At 72.5% G+C, this 16,105-nt stretch carries 13 protein-coding genes; 8 read left to right on the forward strand and 5 right to left on the reverse strand.

Annotated elements, in window-relative coordinates; translation table 11 throughout:
- The first annotated feature begins 127 nt into the window (after positions 1-127).
- Positions 128-2,698: an AAA family ATPase gene (locus AC5L3C_RS06835; RefSeq protein WP_493647624.1), complete on the forward strand. Its 2,571-nt coding sequence runs from the start codon at positions 128-130 to the stop codon at positions 2,696-2,698.
- Between the two features lie 71 nt (positions 2,699-2,769).
- Here AC5L3C_RS06835 and AC5L3C_RS06840 read toward each other — a convergent pair whose 3' ends face one another.
- Together AC5L3C_RS06840 and AC5L3C_RS06845 are read right to left on the reverse strand one after the other, a co-directional pair.
- Positions 2,770-4,710: a LuxR C-terminal-related transcriptional regulator gene (locus AC5L3C_RS06840; protein ID WP_493647626.1), complete on the reverse strand. Its 1,941-nt coding sequence runs from the start codon at positions 4,708-4,710 to the stop codon at positions 2,770-2,772.
- Between the two features lie 650 nt (positions 4,711-5,360).
- The gene (locus tag AC5L3C_RS06845) at positions 5,361-6,938 is read right to left on the reverse strand and encodes an IucA/IucC family protein (RefSeq protein ID WP_493647628.1); all 1,578 of its coding nucleotides are present in this window, start codon (positions 6,936-6,938) and stop codon (positions 5,361-5,363) included.
- A 155-nt stretch (positions 6,939-7,093) separates the two neighbouring features.
- Between AC5L3C_RS06845 and AC5L3C_RS06850 the strand changes: the two genes are divergently transcribed.
- The 4 genes from AC5L3C_RS06850 (at position 7,094) to AC5L3C_RS06865 (ending at position 11,166) form a co-directional block, all read left to right on the forward strand.
- Complete coding sequence (locus tag AC5L3C_RS06850) at positions 7,094-8,602, forward strand: IucA/IucC family protein (protein WP_493647630.1); 1,509 nt, start codon at positions 7,094-7,096, stop codon at positions 8,600-8,602.
- Positions 8,603-8,647: 45 nt separating this feature from the next.
- Positions 8,648-9,919: a VWA domain-containing protein gene (locus tag AC5L3C_RS06855; protein WP_493647632.1), complete on the forward strand. Its 1,272-nt coding sequence runs from the start codon at positions 8,648-8,650 to the stop codon at positions 9,917-9,919.
- Positions 9,919-10,722, forward strand: a complete 804-nt coding sequence (locus AC5L3C_RS06860) for a hypothetical protein (RefSeq protein ID WP_493647634.1) — start codon at positions 9,919-9,921, stop codon at positions 10,720-10,722. The genes AC5L3C_RS06855 and AC5L3C_RS06860 overlap by 1 nt, the downstream gene beginning before the upstream one ends.
- Positions 10,723-10,818: 96 nt before the next feature.
- Complete coding sequence (locus AC5L3C_RS06865; protein ID WP_493647635.1) at positions 10,819-11,166, forward strand: hypothetical protein; 348 nt, start codon at positions 10,819-10,821, stop codon at positions 11,164-11,166.
- A gap of 15 nt (positions 11,167-11,181) precedes the next feature.
- Here AC5L3C_RS06865 and AC5L3C_RS06870 read toward each other — a convergent pair whose 3' ends face one another.
- Positions 11,182-11,811: a winged helix-turn-helix transcriptional regulator gene (locus AC5L3C_RS06870; RefSeq protein WP_493647637.1), complete on the reverse strand. Its 630-nt coding sequence runs from the start codon at positions 11,809-11,811 to the stop codon at positions 11,182-11,184.
- Positions 11,812-11,894: 83 nt separating this feature from the next.
- Between AC5L3C_RS06870 and AC5L3C_RS06875 the strand changes: the two genes are divergently transcribed.
- Positions 11,895-13,103, forward strand: a complete 1,209-nt coding sequence (locus AC5L3C_RS06875; protein WP_493647639.1) for a pyridoxal phosphate-dependent aminotransferase — start codon at positions 11,895-11,897, stop codon at positions 13,101-13,103.
- A gap of 55 nt (positions 13,104-13,158) precedes the next feature.
- Positions 13,159-13,485 (forward strand): hypothetical protein, encoded by a 327-nt coding sequence (locus AC5L3C_RS06880; RefSeq protein WP_493647641.1) that lies wholly within the window; start codon positions 13,159-13,161, stop codon positions 13,483-13,485.
- A 134-nt stretch (positions 13,486-13,619) separates the two neighbouring features.
- Here the strand turns inward: AC5L3C_RS06880 and AC5L3C_RS06885 are convergent, their stop codons facing one another.
- Positions 13,620-14,489: a helix-turn-helix domain-containing protein gene (locus AC5L3C_RS06885; protein WP_493647643.1), complete on the reverse strand. Its 870-nt coding sequence runs from the start codon at positions 14,487-14,489 to the stop codon at positions 13,620-13,622.
- Between the two features lie 157 nt (positions 14,490-14,646).
- Between AC5L3C_RS06885 and AC5L3C_RS06890 the strand changes: the two genes are divergently transcribed.
- On the forward strand, positions 14,647-15,138 hold the full coding sequence (locus tag AC5L3C_RS06890) for an SRPBCC family protein (RefSeq protein ID WP_493647645.1): 492 nt from the start codon (positions 14,647-14,649) through the stop codon (positions 15,136-15,138).
- Here AC5L3C_RS06890 and AC5L3C_RS06895 read toward each other — a convergent pair.
- Entirely contained in the window at positions 15,125-16,048 is a 924-nt protein-coding gene (locus tag AC5L3C_RS06895; protein WP_493647647.1) for an oxidoreductase, read from the reverse strand. The two genes, AC5L3C_RS06890 and AC5L3C_RS06895, sit on opposite strands and share 14 nt — an antisense overlap.
- Positions 16,049-16,105 lie beyond the last annotated feature (57 nt).

The raw sequence follows: 16,105 nt of genomic DNA on the forward strand, positions 1-16,105 counted from the left end.
GCTGATCGCTCGACTCGATCACGGGTGGACGACAGGTGTGCAACCGGCCGCTCCGGACAGTTGCACACCGCGTTGCGCCTGACGGAAAGCTGCTGGGACGGCTCTGCAGAGCAACACGGGGGGAATCATGAATCCATTGGCGGGGCGTGAGCGGATCCTGTCGGTCCTGGGCTCCCACTTGGACGCCACGGCGCGGGGATCCGGGAACTGCGTCGTCGTGGAAGGCCCCTTCGGGGTGGGCAAGACCCAGTTGTTGCAGGCCGCGGCCATGGAGGCGGCCGAGCGCGGTCTGACGGCGGTCGTGGGACGCTCGGGCGGCGCCGACGAGCCGGCCACCCCCGTGCACCTGCTGATCAACTTCTTGCGGCGGGCCCTGCCCGGCGCGGACGGGCTCGACGAACTGGCGCGTCCGGACGGCAATCCCTTCTGGCTCATGGACCGGATCGGTGAGCTGGTCGAGGACGCGGCGCGCAGGCACCCGCTGGTGATCGTGCTCGACGACGCCCACCGTATCGACGACGTCAGCGCACTGGCCCTGCGCGAACTCGTCCGCTCTCTCGCCTCGTCCCCGGTGCTCTGGCTGCTGGCCCGCCGGCCGGTGCCCGCGTCGGCGCTCGCCCAGCACGCCTTCGACTGGCTGGTCGGCCACTGCGCTGTCCGGCTCCATGTGGGGACGCTGGACGACGAGGCGGTGGTCGAGCTGTGCACCGGCGTCCTCGGCGCCAAGCCCGATGCGTCGGTGCTCCGCTGGGCGGACCGCTGCCGGGGCAACCCGTGGCTGCTGAAGAACGTCCTGCGTGCGCTCATGAAGGCCGGACAGGTCGTCGTCCTGGACGGTACGGCCTCGGTGCTGACCGAGCGCGTGCCCGTGGGCGTCCGTACGGCGGTCGACAGACTGCTGGCCGGCATGCCGCCGGTGGTCCGGGGGCTCCTGGAGCACGGTGGGCGGTCCGGCCGCCCGTTCACGGTCGGGCACATGGCGGGCCTGCTGGGCGAGCCGGCCACAGCACTGTCCGCCGCCGCCACGGAGGCGGTGCAGGCGGGCCTGCTGCGCAGGGAGGGCGACGAACTCGCGTTCACCCATGAGGTGATCGCAGAGGCGCTCCGGCTCGGGGCGTCCCCGGGGGACGAGTCCGCCGGGTCCGGTCCCGCCGTGACGCCCGCCCGGGACGTCCGCCCCGGTCCGCCGGCCGGTCCGCCCGCCGTGCCGGAGCGGCCGTCGCCGGCGGAGGACGGGGACGCGGCCATGGCGGTCCGGGCCGTCGTGGCACTGGCGTGTCACGGCGACGACGCACCGGGAGCACTGGCGCGCGCACTGCGCCTGCTCGCCGCGGTGGGCAGGGCTGCCGAGGCCTGCCGGCTCCTGGACATCGCCGTACGTCCCGGGCCCGGCGCGGTGGCGGAGTCGCGGCGCGTGCTGGAGCTGGCGCGGGGTCTGCGCGGCGCCGACGGACATGGCCTGTCCGCCGTCGTGCCGGACCGGGCCTCCGCAGCGCGGGACGCGTGCCGGCCGGACCACGGAGGGCAGGACCGGGCGGCCCTGGACAGACCTCGGCGGGCCCCTGCGGACGGCCCGTTGTGGACCTGGCTGGTCCGGGCCCTCGTCGCGGTCGACCACTTCGACGAGGCGGAGGCCGTCCTCACCGCCCTCGGTGAGGAGACGGACAGGTTCGGCGAGGACTGGTCGGCGTCACTGTGGCACGGTCACCGGGCCGAACTGATGGCGGCGGCGGGCCGGCTCGAGGAGGCGCGCGCCGAGGCCGAGAGCTCACTGCGGCTGGCGGAGCGGTCGTCGTCCGCGCACGCGGTGCCCGCACGTCTGGTCCTGGCCCGCATCAGTACGCAGTGCGACGACCTGGCCACCGCCAGCGAACAGCTGCGCAGGGTCGAGCACATGGTGCCCCGGGTTCCGGCAGCCGACCGGACCCGCCTGGACTGGGCGCTCGCACAGTTCCACGCCGCCAGCGGGCGCCCGGCGATGATGGTGCGCACGCTGATCGACGCCGAGGTACGGACGTCGCCCGACCCGTTGCTCTTCGCCGAGGCCCACACCGCCGCCGCGACACTCGTCCGCCAGGCCCGTCAGGCGGGACTCGGCGCGGAGGCCGAGCAGGCGGCCGCGTTCGCCCGGCACATCGCCGAGCGCAATCCGGGGGTGCGGTCGCTGCGCGGCGGGGCCGAGCACGCGGAGGGTGTCCTGCGCGACGACGCGACCGCACTGCACCGCGCCGCGGAGCTCCACCGGCTCGCCGGACGTCCGCTCGCGGCGGGCAACGCGCTGGAGGACGCGGCGCGGGTGGAGCGGGGCACCGGGGACGGAAGCCGGGCGGTCCAGCTCCTCGAGTCCGCCCTGGACCTCTATCTGGACTGCGGCGCGACGCGTGACACGGCACGCGCGCAGAAGAAGCTGCGCCGTCTGGGCGTGCATCATGTGCGCCGGCTCGGCGCCGGCCGGCCCAAATCGGGCTGGGAGAGCCTCACGAGCGCGGAGTTGCGCGTGGTACGGGCGATCGTCGACGGCAGGACCAACCGTGAGGCGGCGAGCGTGCTGTTCCTGTCGCCCCACACCGTCGACAGTCATCTGCGGCGGGTGTTCTCGAAGCTCGACATCAACAGCCGCGTCGAGCTGACCCGGCACTTCTTCGCCCATGAGGCCCCGGTGCCGGCCGGCGCCGCGCGGTCCGGATCCACGAGCTGAATCCGTCCGCGGCCCGGCGCCGGCCGGGCACCGTCATCCCCATGAGCAGCAATGGGCATGACATCACGGGATCAGGCGTCGTTCTCCTCACCGTCCATCGAGTAGACGGCGGCCCCACTCGAATAGGTAGCCGCCTGGCGGGCCAGCTCGACGCGGGTGTTGATCCCCAGTTTCCGGTAGATCTTCCGCAGGTGGTAGTTCACCGTGTGGGCGGACAGATGCACCCGCCTGGCGATCTGGCGGTTCGTCAGTCCGACGCTCACCAGATAGGAGATGCGCTGCTCCATCTCCGAAAGGCGCGACCAGCAGGTGAATTTCTGGATCGACGAGGTGTCCTCGGACGGCGAGGAAACCGCCTTCCGCCACCGCGCCGGGGCCTGGGCCGCGTACAGCTTGGCGAGTTCCTCGGTCGCCAGGGCGACGGAAACGGGATCCGGGGACTCCACGATGATGCGTGCCAGGGCAGCCGTGTCCCCGTCGGCCAGCGCATTGGCGTGCATGGCCGTGAGACCGGTGATCGAGAAACCCGGATTGTCGCCCGCGAGGCCGTCCACGGTGTCGAGGACGCTGCGTTCGAGGTCGCCGTCACCGACATCGCGTGCCAGCCGGACGAGGAACGCGGCGGCGCTCGGATCCTCGATGTAGAGGGATCTCTGCGTCGGCAGATGACCATATGTGCTTGACAGCAGTTCGACGGCCGCCCGGGGCCCGTCCTTCTTGGCCGTGACAAGGATGTCAGTCCAGGCGTACTGGGCGGACAGCAGCACGGCATGACAGCTCGCCAGGTCGGCGTGCATCCGCTCCACGTGCTCGATGGCGACGGGCAGGTCCCCCAGGTACAGGGAGACGGTACCGAGCACGGAGGACGCCAGCGGCCGGAGCATGGGAACGGCTTCCCGCTCCCACGCGACGGTCGCCGCTTCCGCCTGCTGGCGCGCATCGCCCAGACGCTTGGCCTGGAGGTACACGCGAGCCCGCTGGGCCGCGGGTGCGGCCGTCCAGACCGGTGAGGCCATGTTCCGCAGACCGGCCTCCGCGGCATCGAGCAGCGATTCGGCCTTGTCGAACTCCCGGAGGTTGGCGAACTTTCCGGCCAGCGCGAGCTGCAAGTGGAGTCTCCACACGGGATCGATCCCATCGCTGTACCGTACGGCGGTACGTCCGAGACTGAGCCCCTCGGATAATGCCCCGGCTCGCCAGCGTATATTCGAAAGAGTGGAAAGTGCCATCAACGCGGCGACGTCACCCGGTCGGGTACCGCGCTCTCGAAGAATTTCCTCGGAGAGCGTGACGGCCTTTTCCTGCCCAAGGAGAAAACAACCCAGAATCACTGACGCCTCGGCATCGGCCCGCACCGCGTGCGGGATTCCAGGATCGGCCAGAACGCTTTCCGCGGCGCGTACGCCGGCGACTGCGTCGCCGTTCATGATCAGGCTGTGCGCCCTGGAGCACTGGTCACCGGCCGCCTCTGAGGCCACGAGACATAATTCCGCCGGTCCTTTGACCGTCCCGCCGCACACCTCGCCGTTCTCGTGGGTGCGCTGCGCGAAGGCGCCTCGTGCCTCACGCTGCAACGCGCCGCGCGCAGCCGCGGGAATGGACTCGAAAACACCCCGGAAGTGAACATCGCTCTGGAACGCCAGTCGCTGCTCGGCCTCGACGAGGAATCCGGAGACCAGAGCCTCGTCCAGAGGGGCGAGCAGACTGGCCGAGGACCGGTCCAGCATCCTGGACACGTCCTCCAGCAGAAACGACCGGCCCAACACCGCCGCGACCTTGAGGAACTGCTGACAGGCCGCGCTCAGCCCGCTCAACTGACGGCTCACGGCGGTCAGCGCACGACGCGGGACCCGGCGTACGGTGCACCGGACGACACCGTCGCGCCGCTCGACGAGCCCTTCCTCGGCGAGGCCGAGCGCGAATTCGGCCAGCAGGCGGGAATCCCCGCCGACACCCGCCGCGAATTCGACCAGCTCGCGGCCGACATCAGCCCCGAGTATCTCGGATAACACTTTTCTCCGGGATTCTTCGTCGAGCGCTTCCGGAGACCACCGTCCACTCGCGTCGCAGGGTATTGCGCCCGACTCCCGGTACGTAGTTGTCGATCTCACCGACATGACCCCCACCCCGATCACACTCGTGCAACTGAAAAGAACAAGTTGAAATCGTTCGACCGCAGCACGCGTAAAGCGCTACGGCCTTCCGGTTTCGAACGTCAAGTTCATCAATTGATAGCGAGAACACGCGATCAGCGTCGGATCGGTTCAAGGTATGCCAAAGCCTGCCATGATTCACCCCCGTATACCGTCCGGCCCCGCGAGGAACCGGAACTTCCAGCGCAGCCGGCTCTTACTCGGCAGTACTTTTCGACTGAACGTCAACAGCGACGGGCAGCGGCCTGCACCCTTCTGCTCAAGGCGGGCATTTGCGACTATCCGCAGCTTCCCAACTATAGCACGGTGCAAGGTTTAGGCCAGCGGTCCCGTAATGATCGATTCGCGCACCGCGAGACGCCTCGAACTGTTTCCCCGAAGGGCGCGGAACCTGTGGTTCGCAAAGCCCACTCCATTGCATTTCGGCGACGCCGTACGGGATACGACATGTCAGGGAGAGACCGAATTGCGGTGACCTGCCGGAGTGACGGGGCGACCACGGCCGGAGCTCACCCTCCGGACGCCAGCGGGCTGCGCAGGGGGAGATAGCGGGCGTCGGCGCCGTTCGCCGCGGTCCAGCGCAGGAGGAGGTTGGTCTTGGCCGGCAGGGTCGGGGCGGTGAGGAGGGCGGGGATTTCCGGGAGGTCGTGGCGGGCCAGTTCGCGGCGTACCGCGGGCCAGGGGTCGAGGCCGGGGTGGTGGTCGGCCAGGGCGGCGGCGATCTCCATGAGGTGGTTGACGAGCAGGCAGTACACCAGACGCTCCCAGCCGGCCTCCCGGGACACCGTGGGCGCGGAGGGGCCGCCCGCCGCCTCCGGGAGGAGTTTCACGCCCTCGGCGTCCCGGAAGAGGGCCTGGACGGGCATGCCGTCGGGGTCCACCGCGACGAGCGTGTTCTGCAGGTGCGCCTCCAGGACGACCCCGTGCCCGGCGAAGGCCGTCAGGGCCGGGGGCACCACGCGGGACAGGTACGCCTCCCACCAGGCGTCCGGGCGGGCGGTGCCGGCGAGCGGGTTGCCGGGGAAGCCCTCGGCCAGCGCGGCCGCCAGGTAGCACGTGGCGCCGGGCGCCAGATGCCCGCGCAGTCCGTCGCGGACGACGACGGCCAGCTGTTCGAAGGCGAAGTCCGCGGTGCGGTGGCCCCGGTCGCTCAGCCAGGCCGGAGCCGGCGCCGGGCCGTGGTGGGCGGCGAAGGCGGAGCGCACGGCCCGGTCCGTCGCGCGCAGTCGCAGCAGGTCGTGGCGCCACAGCCGGCGGATGTCGTTGGTGATGCGCACATCCAGGCTGAACTTCAGGAACAGGTCGCCGCCGGGGTCGTACACGGTGCGGACGGCCGCGGTGGGCCACACCGGGAAGCCGGTCGTGCCCAGCCGGACCAGCCGGCCGTCGGCGAAGGCGGGCGCGAGGTCGCGGGCGGCGAGCTCCAGCTGCCAGGGATGGGCGGGCAGCAGACGGTAGCCGGGCGGGGCGGTGCCCAGGCGGTCGAGGGCCGCGGTGTCGCCCTCCTCCACCACCGTGTCCGCGCGCACGCCCAGCAGCGTCAGCGGGAAGCGGGCGTACGCCTCCGGCGCGTACGGCAGCCAGGCGGCGGCGGGGCCGCCGCCCCGGGCCTTGGGGGCGGGGTGGTGGGTGTGGCCGGTGAGCAGCGACTGCTCGGAGCGCAGATAGGCGTCGTCCGGCGGGGCGGCCCGGGCGCGGGCGTCGAGCAGGGCTGCCACGGCGTCCCGGCTGTCGAGCATCTCCGCGGGCAGTTCGTGGTTGGACGAACCGGTGAGCCGGCGCAGCTCCTCGGCGGCGAGTTTCACCAGTTCCGCGTGGCCGACGCGGTGCCAGGCGCCCGCCGCGCGCACCTCGGGGTCGGTGGGACGACGGGTGCCGCGCACCCGCAGCAGCCGGCCCACGCCGGGGAGGCGGTAGGTGCGGTGGCCGCCGGGGTCCGCACGGGGGTCCGTGCCGGGCAGGGGCCGGGCCACCTCGCGCAGCAGGCAGTTCAGCAGTGGTACCGCCGCGTAGGCGTCGGCGAGCCCGGCGGGGGTGGCGCGGCTCGCCGCCGCGTCGTCGTCTGCGGGCGGGGGGATGAGGTCCACGCGTTCTGGTTCCCTACGGTCTGTCCGGCGGAGACGATCAGTATGTCTGGCATCGTTTCGTTCCCCCCGTACGTTCCCCTCCGTACGTTCGTCTTCGTACGTCGTCATACGTCCCCCGTACGTTCCCTCCTGTGCGTACCCCGAGGAGTCCGCCCGTGCACCGTTTCCCCAGCGCCGAGGCCGAGATCGCCGCCGAGCTGGCCGATGTACGGCCCGGCCTCGTGCCCGGGTACACGCGGGAGCTGCCCGGTGCCCGCGCGGCCGTCCTGACCCGGCTGTGGCGAGGGCTGGCGCACGAGCCGCTGCCGTGGGTCGCGCGGCGCGAACAAGGGGACGGGGACGGGGTGCTCACGCTGCGCCTGGCGGACGGGCGGCGACTCGCCGGACCGCGGGCGGATCCCTATGCGACCGACGCGTATGCCGGCGAGGTGCGGCTGGACGGGACGGCGTACGACGATCCGGTGCGGCTGATGACGGACCTCGCCGTACCGCATGCGGCGGGCTTCGCGGCCGAACTGGGGTACAGCGTCGCGTCGTTGGCGCTGTCCCGGGCGGGGCGGGTCCGTCCGGCGGCGTGGCCGGCACGGGACTGGGAGTGGGAGCAGCGGGTGGTGGACGGGCATCCGTTCCACCCCAACTGCCGGGCGCGGCCCGGGTTCTCGGTGGCCGAGCAGTTCGCCTACGGGCCCGAGCACGGGCCCGTCGTGGAGCTGGGGCTGGTGCCGGTTCCGGCCGGGGAGTGCCTGCTGGCGGGGGTGTGGCCGCGGTGGCTGCGGGAGGCGGGGCGGGTGCTGGTCCCGGTGCACCCCTGGCAGGCGGCGCATGTGCTGAAGCGGACGGGTGAGCGGCGGCTCGCGGCGCATCCGCTGATGGCGCTGCGCACCCTCGCGCTGCCGGACGGCCCGCACGTCAAGACGGCGCTGAGCGCCCGGCTGACCTCCTCCGTGCGCGACATCTCGCTCGGGTCGGTCGCGGCGTCCGCCGTGCTGTCGGACTTCGGCGCGGCCATGGCGGAACGGACGGACGGGCTGCTGCACATCACCCGCACGCTGGGCGCGGTGGCGGCCGGGTCGCCCGATCTCGCGGCGGTGCTGCGCGAGCCGCCGCAGGAGTACGCACGCGGCGGGGAGCGGGTGGTGCCGGTTGCGGCGCTCGCGACAACGGAACTCCCCCGCCGTGAGGCGTGGTTGGGCCGGTTCGCCCGGCTGGCGCTCACCGTCGGGCTGCGGCTGCTGGAGCTGGGGGTGGCGCTGGAGGCGCACGGCCAGAATCTGCTCGTGGTGCTGGCGCCGGACGGGGACCCGGTGCGGCTGGTGTACCGGGATCTGGCCGATCTGCGGGTCGGCCCGGCGCGGCTGGCCCGGCACGGTGTACGGCCGCCCGAGCTGCCCGCGCGCATGGTCACGGACGACGAACGCACCCTGCGCCGCAAGCTGTTCGGCTCGCTCGTCGCGGGGGCGCTGGCGGATGCGGCGGGCTCGGGGCCGCTCCTGCGCACGGCGCTGGAGAGCGCCGTACGGGATCTGGAGCGTACGCCCGACCTGCTCGCGCTGCGCGACGAACCGGTGCCGGCGAAGGCGCTGACGCTGATGCGCCTGTCCCCGCGGGCGGCCGGGGACCAGTGGGCGGAACTGCCCAATCCCCTTCATGACGGCGCTTTGTGACCCCCCGTTTTGAGTCACGGCCCTTCTGATCACTAGGATCCGCCGATGATCAGAAGAAAACGGCCGGTGGCAGGCGTGTGCGCCCTGCTCGCCGCACTGACGGCCGGGCTCGCCCTCCCGGCCGGGGCGGCCGCCGATGAACCCACGGGCAAGGACGCGCCCAAGGTGAACCTCGTCCTCGATGTGAGCGGCTCGATGCGGGCCAAGGACATCGACGGACAGTCCCGGATGGCGGCGGCGAAGCAGGCGTTCAACGAGGTGCTGGACGCGACGCCGGAGGAGGTCGAGCTGGGCATCCGCACGCTCGGTGCCGACTACTCCGGCGACGACCGCAAGGAGGGCTGCAAGGACACCGCGCAGCTCTACCCGGTCGGCCCGCTGGACCGGACGGAGGCCAAGACGGCGGTGGCCACGCTGGTTCCCACCGGCTGGACACCGATCGGCCCGGCCCTGCTGGAGGCGGCGGACGACCTCGAGGGCGGCGACGGCTCCAAGCGGATCGTCCTCATCAGCGACGGCGAGGACACCTGCGCCCCGCTCGACCCGTGCGAGGTGGCCCGCGAGATAGCCGCCAAAGGCATCGGCCTGACCATCGACACCCTGGGCCTGGTGCCGAACGCCAAACTCAGCCGGCAGCTCAGCTGCATCGCGGAGGCGACCGGCGGTACGTACACCTCGGTCGAGCACCAGGACGAACTCACCGACCGGGTGAACGAGTTGGTGGACCGCGCGGCAGAGCCGGTGGTGACGCCGGTGGCCACGCAGGGCGCCGACTCGTGCGCGAAGGCGCCGACGCTCGAGTCCGGTCTCTACACCGACCGTGAGGAGTTCGGCGCACAGCGCTGGTACCGCGTGGACGTGCGGGCCGGGCAGGAGCTGCGTGCCTCGGTGAGCGTGGCGGCGGACCGGGCGGTGCGGCCCGACCACGGTGTGCTGCTGCGCGCGGTCACGGTGCGCGGCCGCGAGATCGTGCGCGGCGAGGCGGCGGGCAACGGCCGTACGGACATGCTCTCCACCGGCCTGCGTTACCCGAAGCCGGAGCGGGACGACGACGATGACCAGCAGACCGCCGAGGTGGTCTGCCTGGTGGTGACGAACTCCTTCGCGGCGGGCTCCGGGGTGAAGACCACGCCGGGCCTGCCGCTGGAGCTGACCGTCGACGTCGTGGACGGTCCGGACGGCGCGGACGACGTGGCCTCCTTCGGTCTGGGCCGGGGCTGGTGGCTGCTCGGCGCGCTGATCCTCACCGGTTTCGTCGCCGGTCTGCTCTGGGGCTGGCTGTCCCGCTGGCGGTTCGCTGTCTGGAGGACCAACTGATGCGTGCCGTACGTGTACTGAGTGCCGCCCTGCTCGCTCTCGGGCTCGCCGCGGCCCCCGCCGCGGCCGACTCCTCCCCGTCCCCCGAGGCGTCGGGGGACGACGCAGCGCCCACCCGCGCGGGCACGTCCTTCCGCACGGCGACGGAGGTCGAGCAGGGGCAGACCGCCACCGCGCGTGCCTCCACGGGCGACTACCTGTACTGGTCGTTCCCGGCGGACGCCGGGCAGCGTCCCACCGTGCGGGCGACCGTGAAGCTGCCGGAGCGCCACGCGGCGGAGACCTGGCAGATCGACGTGTACGACGGTCTGCGGCGCCGCCAGGCGTGCCAGTACGGCGCGCAGACCCGCACGGCCGGGACGGACGCGGCCTCCGTGGAGCTGGAGTGCGTGCTGCGCACGGTCCGTGCCTGGTCGGAGCCGTGGGCGAACGATCCGCTGCCGGGCACGTACTACGTCCGGCTCACGGTGCTGCGGCTGTCCACGGGCGACCTGGGACAGCCGGTGGACACCGAACTGCGGGTCGAGTCCAAGGACATGGGCGGCGCGGCGGCGGTGGACGGCTCGCTGTCCGAGCCGCTGGTGCCGGGTGTCGCCTCGCGGCCGGAGGCGGAGGCCGACGACGACTCGCCGTCGGCCGTGCTGGCCGGTCTGGAGCCGGAGGACGGCTGGACCTCGGGCTGGTGGTCCGACCGCTGGCTGTGGACCGCGGCGGGCGGCGCCCTGGCCGCCCTGGCCGGCGTAGCCGGCTACCGCCTCACCCGCGGCCCGGGCCGCCCGTCCCGGGTGCCGCCATCCGCATAGCCCTCTCAACCGGAAGGCCCGCCCTTGGTGCGGGCCTTCTGCACATCCGCGCCCCGCACGACTCGGCTCCGTCACACGCAGGGGGATGATGGGGAGATGACCGATGGGAATGATCCGCACATTCATGTCGCGTCGGACGTGGGACGGGAGGCCGCCTCCGTTCGGGGGGTGCTGGCGTCCACGTTCGGGATCGTGGGGGATCTGCCCGGCGAGGTGACCACCGGATGCGGGGTGCGGGTGGCCTACGCGATGACCTCTCCGCGTCCGGACCGGGTCACCTGTCTGGCGTGCCGCGAGCATGCCCGGCGTGAGCATCTGCGCCTCGCGGAGTGGGCCGAGCGGCTGGGCGGCATGCCGGGGGCCGCCGTCGGCCCGGTCGAGGTGAAGCGGGCGGCGGACCGGCACCGTGAGCTCGCCCGGGAGTTCTCCGGGGCGGGGAACTGAGGTCGCGGCCGGGCGTCACGCGTCCCTGAGCCGCTTGGCCAGGGGGCTGTCGCCCGTTACGGCCACGTGGTGGGTGCGGATGGCTTCGGTGAGAGTGAGCGCGCCTCGGCTGATGGACGTGCAGGTGGATGTGTCGAGGGTGAGGACGGCGTCGGGGGTGCGGGGGGCCGGGCCGTCGCCGTAGAGGGGGCCCTCGTCCGCGCCGGCGTGGAGGTGGAAGCGGCCTTCGTCCAGGTGGACTTCGACGAGGCCAGGTTCGCCGTCCAGGGCGCGGAGGAGGGGCAGGGCGAACCAGTGGGCCCGCACCGCGTCCGTGGGGCGGCGTTCGCCCAGTTCGGGTTCGCCCCAGGCGCCGAGGGCCTGGAGGACGGGGAGCAGGTCACGTCCCCGCGCGGTGAGTTCGTAGACGTAGGCCGCACCCGGCGGGGGGAGGCGGCGGCGGGTGGCGAGGCCGTCGCGCTCCATGTCCTTCAGCCGTGAGGCCAGTACGTCCGTACTGACGCCCGGCAGGTCCGCGTGCAGGTCCGTGTAGCGCCGCGGCCCGGCGAGGAGTTCGCGGACGATCAGCAGGGTCCAGCGGTCGCCGACGGCATCGAGCGCACGCGCGGCGGAACAGTACTGGTCGTAGCTTCGGCGAGGTGACATGCGACGCAGTCTAGACATGTTGTTGGACTATCCAAGCTCCCACTTGGTAAAACCAAGCAACACGACGTGAGGGGAAGCGGCGCATGGAGTTCCGGCAGTCGAGCAAGCTCAGCGAGGTCTGTTACGAGATCCGCGGTCCGGTGATCGAGCACGCCAACGCGCTGGAGGAGGCGGGGCACAGCGTGCTGCGCCTGAACACCGGCAACCCCGCGCTCTTCGGCTTCGAGGCGCCGGAGGAGATCCTCCAGGACATGATCCGGATGCTCCCCCGGGCGCACGGCTACACCGACTCGCGCGGCATCCTCTCCGCCCGCCGTGCGGTGGCCCAGCGCTACCAGTCCCTGGGCCTTGAGGTGGACGTGGACGACGTCTTCCTCGGCAACGGCGTCTCCGAACTGGTGTCGATGGCCGTCCAGGCCCTCGTGGAGGACGGCGACGAGATCCTCATCCCCGCGCCGGACTTCCCCCTGTGGACGGCGGTGACCACCCTCGCCGGCGGCAAGGCGGTCCACTACCTGTGCGACGAACAGTCCGACTGGTACCCCGACCTGGACGACATGGCCGCGAAGATCACGGACCGCACCAAGGCCGTGGTCGTCATCAACCCCAACAATCCCACCGGCGCGGTGTACCCGAAGGAGGTCCTCGAGGGCATCCTCGACCTGGCCCGCCGGCACGGCCTGATGGTGTTCGCCGACGAGATCTACGACCAGATCCTCTACGACGACGCCGTGCACCACTCGACCGCCGCGCTCGCCCCCGACCTGGTCGTCCTCACCTTCTGCGGGCTGTCCAAGACGTACCGCGTGGCGGGCTTCCGCTCCGGCTGGCTGGTGATCACCGGCCCCAAGCAGCACGCGAAGGACTATCTGGAGGGCCTGACCATGCTGGCGTCCATGCGGCTGTGCGCCAACGCGCCCGCCCAGTACGCCATCCAGGCCGCGCTCGGCGGCCGGCAGTCCATCCGCGAGCTGACCGCGCCGGGCGGCAGGCTGCGCGAGCAGCGCGACGTGGCCTGGCAGAAGCTGAACGAGATCCCCGGCGTGAGCTGTGTGAAGCCCAAGGGCGCCCTGTACGCGTTCGCCCGCGTCGACCCGGCGGTCCACGCGATCCACGACGACGAGAAGTTCGTCCTCGACCTGCTGCTCCGGGAGAAGATCCAGGTCGTCCAGGGCACCGGCTTCAACTGGCCGGCCCCCGACCACTTCCGCATCCTCACCCTCCCCCACGCCGACGACCTGGAGGCGGCGATCGGCAGGATCGGCCGGTTCCTGAGCGGCTACCGGCAGTAGGGACCCAGGGAACCGTGCGGGCGGCGACGGCGTCCGATCATGGTATGGGGGGACTATGAGAGAACACAGAACCGGCTGCACGGGCCTGCTCCTCGCGGCCGCGGGCGCCGTCACCGCCGTACTCGCCTGGGCGCCGCGGGCGCGGGAGAACATCCACGGCGGGTTCGAGGGCATGCACCGGGACCTGAGCGTCCTCTATATCGACCTCCCCCTCATCGCCGCCGGCGGCGCGCTCGTGCCGCTCGCCGCGTGGCTGCTCACCCTGCGCGCGCTGCGCCGCCCCTGGCTCGCGGCGGCGATCGCCTCCGGCGCCCTCGCCCTCGGCATCTGGGGACTGCTGAGCTGGTGGACGCCCTACGGCCCGCCGGAGTTCACCGGCTAGCGGTCCGCCGAGCCCTTCTGGACCCGCCGCTCGCGGCGGCCTCCTCTGCCGGCGCCGGTGGCACGCCGGCGAACGTACTCCCGCCGGGCGCCCCTCGTCGTGCTGATCGTCGCGGGCGCCCCGCGGCCGGCCGCTCAGCCGTGGTACTCGGCGATGCCGCATGCCTGGTGCAGCACCGTCAGTGCGGTGGCGGAGGCGGATCCGGGCTCCACGGTGCAGGCGACCAGGGACTGGTGCGGTTCCTGCGGGACGTGAAACGTCTGCTGGGTGACGGTCAGGTCCCCGACGACCGGATGGGCCAGGTCGTAGACGTCGCGGCCGCAGGGCTCGATGGTGTGTTCGGCCCACAGCGCGGCGAACTCGGGGCTGTGGATCGCCAGTTCGCCGACCAGCGCGGCGAGGGGGCCGTCGTGGCGGTTGCGGGCCGTCATGATGCGCAGGTTCCCGACCACCGCGCGGGCCTTGGCGGGCCAGTCGCGGTAGAGGGCGCGGGTGTGGGCGTCCAGGAAGACCAGCCGGGACAGGTTGGGCCGGGTGTCCGGGTCGTCGGGCGCGGCGGGGTCCAGATGCCCGGCGAGCAGGGCGTGTCCGGCCCTGTTCCAGGCCAGCGCGTCGTTGCGGCGGCCCACGACGACGGCGGGCACATGGCCCATGGCGGACAGCAGCGTCCGCAGATCGGCGGAGGCGTGTTCCTCGGGGGGTGTGCCCCCTCTGGTGCGGTCACTTGTCGTCGTGGACAGCACGTGCAGGTGTTCCCGCTCGGCCGGCGTCAGGTGCAGGGCCGCCGCGATCGCGTCGAGGACCTCGGCCGAGGCGTTGAGCGACTGGCCCTGTTCGAGCCGGGTGTAGTAACCGGCGCTGACCCCCGCGAGCATCGCCAGTTCCTCCCGGCGCAGGCCCGGCACCCGGCGCCGCTCCCCGTACCGGGGCAGGCCGACGTCGTCCGGGCTCAGCCGTGCGCGCCGTGCCATCAGGAACTCGCCGAGCGGTGATCTGCGGTTCATGCGGGCCAGTATGCGCGGCTGCCGGGCCCGCCGCCTGCACCTGTCAGGGATAGGCAGGAGCCGGTCTGGTCCCGCCCGGGCGACGGCCTCCAGAGTCGGTCGCGGCCGGCCCCGGCGCCCTTCTCTTCACCCGACACCTCCGGCACGAAGGAATCCCATGTCCCGTACGCCGCTCGACGTCTCCTCCTACCGGTTCACCCGGCACGTCCGGGTGGCAGCCCGCCCGGACCGGGTCTACGACCTGGTCGCCACCGTGTCGAACATCAGCAAGTGGAGCCCCAGCGCCCTGCACGCCGAGTACGAGGACGGCGCCGGACCCCGGAAGGGCGCCTGGTTCCGGGGCCGCAACCGCGGGCCGGACCGGGAGTGGGAGAGCCGTTCCCAGGTCACCGTGGCCAGGCCCGGCGCCACGTTCGCCTTCACCGTACTCGGCTCCGCCTCCGTCCCCGTGGTCGAGTGGCGCTGGACGTTCACCGCGGCCGGCGCGGGGACCCTGGTGGCGCAGACCTGGCAGCTGCTCGCCGACGACCCGGTCCTGGGCAGCACCTACGAGGACCTCGACCGGTTGCGCGACGCCACCGTCGGCAGCGTCGAGGCCACCCTGACGTCGCTCGCCGACTGGGTGGCCGGCACCCTCACGGCCCGGTGACCGCTGACAGGTAGCTGACGCCCGTGCGTTCCTCGGCCGCCGCCCACAGGCGCCTGCCCACCTCCGGATCGGCCGCCTCCCGGCTGAGCCGCGCCTCGGTCACCCGGCCGCGTGTCTCCCCGAACCCGGCCGGTCCGAAGAACTCACCGCCCCGCACGTCCGGATCGGTCGCGGCGCGCAGTTGCGGCAGCGCGCCCTGCTCCACCGGCTGCGTGACCAGCAGCCCGCCCCGCGCGATCACCTGTCCGAGCCGGCCGCGGTGTTCCCAGGCGCGCGGAGTCAGATTGGTGCGGGTGAGACCGGGGTGGGCCAGGGTACTGACGACCGGTGATCCCGCGGCACGCAGACGCCGGTCCAGCTCGAGGCCGAAGACCGTGGTGGCGAGCTTGGACCGTCCGTAGGCGGGGGCGGCCCCGTAGTCACGCTCCGACATCAGGTCGTCGAAGTCGAGGTGCGCGTTCTTGTGGGTGATCGAGCTGAGATTGACCACCCTCGGTTCCCGCCCCGCCGCCAGGCTTTCGAGCAGCAGTCCGGTCAGGGCGAAGTGCCCCAGCATGTTGGTGCCGATGTGCAGTTCGAAGCCGTCGGCGGTGGTACGGCGCGGGCCGAGCAGCACCAGGCCGGCGTTGTTGACGAGCAGGTCGACCGCCGGATGGTCGGCGGCCAGCTTCGCGGCGAACGCGCGGACGGAGGCGAGCGAGGCCAGGTCCAGCTCGCGCACCTCCACGTCGCCGCCGATCCGGCGGGCGGCCTCCTCACCGGCTGTGACGTTGCGGACCGCGAGCACGACACGGGCGCCGTGGCGGGCCAGCTCCGTGGCGGTGACCAGGCCGAGGCCGGAGTTCGCGCCGGTCACGACGGCGATCCGGCCCTGCTGGTGGGGGATGCGGTCGGCGGTCCATCCGGCCATGGGGTGCTCCTGTGGATGTCGGCGGGTGGGTGGTGGTGCGCCGACGACGCTAGGAGC

The sequence above is a fragment of the Streptomyces speibonae genome (assembly GCF_984686075.1).

Coding starts and splice junctions, on each gene's coding strand:
- AC5L3C_RS06835 (WP_493647624.1), top strand. CDS start 128: ATGAATCCATTGGCGGGGCGTGAGCGGATCCTGTCGGTCCTGGGCTCC.
- AC5L3C_RS06855 (WP_493647632.1), top strand. CDS start 8,648: ATGATCAGAAGAAAACGGCCGGTGGCAGGCGTGTGCGCCCTGCTCGCC.
- AC5L3C_RS06860 (WP_493647634.1), top strand. CDS start 9,919: ATGCGTGCCGTACGTGTACTGAGTGCCGCCCTGCTCGCTCTCGGGCTC.
- AC5L3C_RS06865 (WP_493647635.1), top strand. CDS start 10,819: ATGACCGATGGGAATGATCCGCACATTCATGTCGCGTCGGACGTGGGA.
- AC5L3C_RS06870 (WP_493647637.1), bottom strand. CDS start 11,811: ATGTCACCTCGCCGAAGCTACGACCAGTACTGTTCCGCCGCGCGTGCG.
- AC5L3C_RS06875 (WP_493647639.1), top strand. CDS start 11,895: ATGGAGTTCCGGCAGTCGAGCAAGCTCAGCGAGGTCTGTTACGAGATC.
- AC5L3C_RS06880 (WP_493647641.1), top strand. CDS start 13,159: ATGAGAGAACACAGAACCGGCTGCACGGGCCTGCTCCTCGCGGCCGCG.
- AC5L3C_RS06885 (WP_493647643.1), bottom strand. CDS start 14,489: ATGAACCGCAGATCACCGCTCGGCGAGTTCCTGATGGCACGGCGCGCA.
- AC5L3C_RS06890 (WP_493647645.1), top strand. CDS start 14,647: ATGTCCCGTACGCCGCTCGACGTCTCCTCCTACCGGTTCACCCGGCAC.
- AC5L3C_RS06895 (WP_493647647.1), bottom strand. CDS start 16,048: ATGGCCGGATGGACCGCCGACCGCATCCCCCACCAGCAGGGCCGGATC.